Annotated in this window: 4 protein-coding genes; 1 reads left to right on the forward strand and 3 read right to left on the reverse strand. The window is 67.2% G+C overall.

Annotated elements, in window-relative coordinates; genetic code table 11:
• The 3 genes from ptsP to BB334_RS16295 all read right to left on the reverse strand — a co-directional run.
• A partial coding sequence (gene ptsP, locus BB334_RS16285) for a phosphoenolpyruvate--protein phosphotransferase (protein WP_083200479.1) occupies positions 1-1,327 on the reverse strand: 1,327 nt, incomplete at its 3' end.
• 4 nt (positions 1,328-1,331) lie between these two features.
• Positions 1,332-1,601 (reverse strand): HPr family phosphocarrier protein, encoded by a 270-nt coding sequence (locus tag BB334_RS16290; RefSeq protein WP_068809558.1) that lies wholly within the window; start codon positions 1,599-1,601, stop codon positions 1,332-1,334.
• A gap of 20 nt (positions 1,602-1,621) precedes the next feature.
• Positions 1,622-2,011, reverse strand: a complete 390-nt coding sequence (locus tag BB334_RS16295) for a PTS sugar transporter subunit IIA (protein ID WP_068809559.1) — start codon at positions 2,009-2,011, stop codon at positions 1,622-1,624.
• 221 nt (positions 2,012-2,232) lie between these two features.
• Here BB334_RS16295 and BB334_RS16300 point away from each other — a divergent pair.
• Positions 2,233-3,089, forward strand: an 857-nt coding sequence (locus tag BB334_RS16300; RefSeq protein ID WP_198531286.1) for a BCCT family transporter, incomplete at its 3' end; no start/stop codon positions are given.

The following is a 3,089-nucleotide window of genomic DNA, read 5'->3' on the forward strand; positions in this document are numbered from 1 at the left end:
GCGCGGCAGCCGGCACCTCGATCATGCCGCCGATCTCGATCCTCTCGTCGAACTTCAGTTTTTCCTCGCGCAGCTCCGCCTTCGCCTTCTCTATCAGCGCCAGGCACTGGTCGATCTCCTGCGCGTGCGACAGCATCGGCACCATGATCTGGAGCTTGCCGTGGGCCGAGGCGCGCAGCAGCGCGCGCAGCTGGGTGAGGAAGATCTGCGGCTCCGACAGCGAAAAGCGCACTGCGCGCAGGCCGAGCGCCGGGTTGGGCTCGACGCGGCCGGCGAAGATGTCGAGCGCCTTGTCGGCGCCGACGTCGAAGGTGCGGATGGTCACCGGCTTGCCCTGCATCGACTTCACCACCGCGCGGTAGGCCTCGTACTGTTCGCTCTCGTCGGGCAGCGTGTCGCGCCCGAGAAAGAGGAACTCGGTGCGATACAGGCCGATGCCGTCGGCGTTGACGGCCTTCACCTGGGGGAGGTCCTTCGAGCCCTCGATGTTGGCGAGCAGCTTGATGTCGACGCCGTCCAGGGTGGTGGCGGGAGTGTCGCGCAGGCGGTTGAGCTTGGAGCGCTCGATCTCCAGCTCGCTGCGGCGCAGGCGGTACTCCTCGACGATCTGTTCGTCAGGATCGACGATGACGATGCCGCGGGTGCCATCCACGATCAGCAATTCGCCGTCCTTGACCACGTGGCGGATGTGGTACAGGCCCACCACCGCCGGCAGCGACAGGCTGCGGGCGACGATCGCCGTGTGGCTGGTGGGACCACCGACGTCGGTGACGAAGCCGGCGATGTTGTGGTCGCGGAAGCTGATCGTGTCGGCGGGCGAGAGGTCGTGGGCGACGACGACGGTGCCGAAGCCGTCACGCCGCTTCGCCGGCAGATGGCCGGGGTGGCCGTGCAGCACCTTCACCAGGCGCTCGACCACCTGCACCACGTCCGCCTGGCGCTCGCGCAGGTAGGGATCCTCGATCTGGCGGAACTGCTCCACCAGCAGCTCCATCTGCTGCACCAGGGCCCATTCGGCGTTGCAGCCGCGCGCCTCGATCAGCTCGCGCGCGGCATCCACCAGCAGCGGGTCGGCGAGCATCATCAGCTGCAGGTCGACGAAGGCGCCGACCTCGCTGTGGGTCTGTCCCGAGGTGGTGGCGGCCTTGAGCCCGATCAGCTCGCCCTGCACCGTGGCGACCGCGTCGTCGAGGCGCTCGAGCTCGCGCGGCAGGTGCTTCTTGGCGACCTGGTAGTGGTTGACCTCGAGCAGGGCGTGGGAGACGAGATGGACGTGGCCGATCGCGATCCCTTGTGAAACCGGCAGTCCGTGCAGGGTGAAGGGCATGGGCTCACTCCCCTTCGCCGAACTTGTCGGCGATCAGCGCGAGGATGGACTGGAGCGCTTCGTCGGCATCCTCCCCGATCGTCTCGACGGTGACCGTGCTGCCGCGCGCGGCCGCCAGCATCATCACCCCCATGATGCTTTTCGCATTAACGCGGCGGCCGTTGCGCTCCAGCCAGACCTCCGCCTGGTGCCGGCTGGCGAGCTGCGTGAGCTTGGCCGAGGCGCGGGCGTGCAGCCCCAGTTTATTGGTGATTTGCGCTTCGGCGCGTGGCATCGGGTGTCTCGCAGGCTGGGTCAGTGGGGTGCGAAGTGCATCACGCCTTCGCAGGCGCCGGACACCGCGCGTTGCAGCACGGTCTCCATGTCGCGGTCGCGGTAGGTCAGCACGCGCAGCAGCATCGGCAGGTTCACCCCGGCGATGCCCTCGACGCGGCCGGGCTGCAGCAGCTTCATCGCGACGTTGGACGGGGTGGCGCCGAAGACGTCGGTGAGCAGCAGCACGCCGTGGCCGTTGTCCACCCAGTCGAGCATCTGCCGGGCCTGCGGCAGGATATCGAGCGGATCGTCCTGCGAGGCCATGCCGAGCTGCACGATCTGGGGCGGGCGTCGGTTGAGCACGTGGCAGGCGCACTGGATGAGCGATTCGCCCAGCGTGCCGTGGGTGATGAGGAAGATGCCTATCATTCGTATGGTTTCTCCGCAGGCCCCGATTCTAGCCGCTTCCCCGCCCGTCGTGCCGCGGCGCGGCCGACACCGCGACACCGGGCGCGCTCGTGGGGGCGGCCCTTCAGCGGACCGGGGGCTTTTGGGGGATTGTACGAAAGTGATACAATTCAATGTTCTAACTAAAATGTTCGAAATTGTTTGCATAAAACAATCCGTCTCGAGCCGCTGAAAAGGACCGCATGAGCGAAGACAAGGATCCGATGATTCCCGATGGGGCGGTGAATCCCATCGACACCGACTACAAGGTCGGCCAGGACAACATTCTCGTGAACGTGGGGCCCTTCGGTCTCGACATCCACAACCGCGTATTCGCCGTCTCCGGCCTGCTGGTGGTCGCCTTCGTGGTGCTGACCCTGGCCTTCCAGAACCAGGTCGAACCGCTCTTCAGCGGGCTGCGCGGCTGGCTGACCTCGAACCTCGACTGGTTCTTCATCATCGCCGGCAACATCTTCGTGCTGGTCTGCCTCGGCCTGGCCGTCTCGCCGCTCGGCAAGGTGCGCCTCGGCGGTACCGAGGCCACGCCGGACTACTCCTACCTCGGCTGGTTCTCGATGCTGTTCGCCGCCGGCATGGGTATCGGGCTGATGTTCTTCGGCGTCTCCGAACCGCTGGCGCACTTCGGCAGCGCCTTCGGCGGCACCGCACTCGAGAACGGAGTGCGTACCGACTGGGCGCCGCTCGGCGCCGCGGCGGGCGACGCGGAAGGCGCCACCCGCCTCGCCATGGCGGCGACGATCTACCACTGGGCGCTGCATCCCTGGGCGATCTACGCCATCCTCGCCCTCGGCCTCGCCCTGTTCTCCTTCAACAAGGGCCTGCCGCTGACCGTGCGCTCGGTGTTCTACCCGCTGCTCGGCGAGCGCGTGTGGGGCTGGCCCGGCCACGTGATCGACATCCTCGCGGTGCTCGCCACCCTGTTCGGTCTCGCGACCTCGCTCGGCTATGGCGCGGCGCAGGCGAGCTCCGGCCTGAACTTCCTGTTCGACGTGCCGCTCGGCAACACCACCCAGGTCGTGCTGGTCATCGGCATCACCGC

This window comes from Thauera phenolivorans (genome assembly GCF_001696715.1).
Classification (GTDB): domain Bacteria; phylum Pseudomonadota; class Gammaproteobacteria; order Burkholderiales; family Rhodocyclaceae; genus Thauera; species Thauera phenolivorans.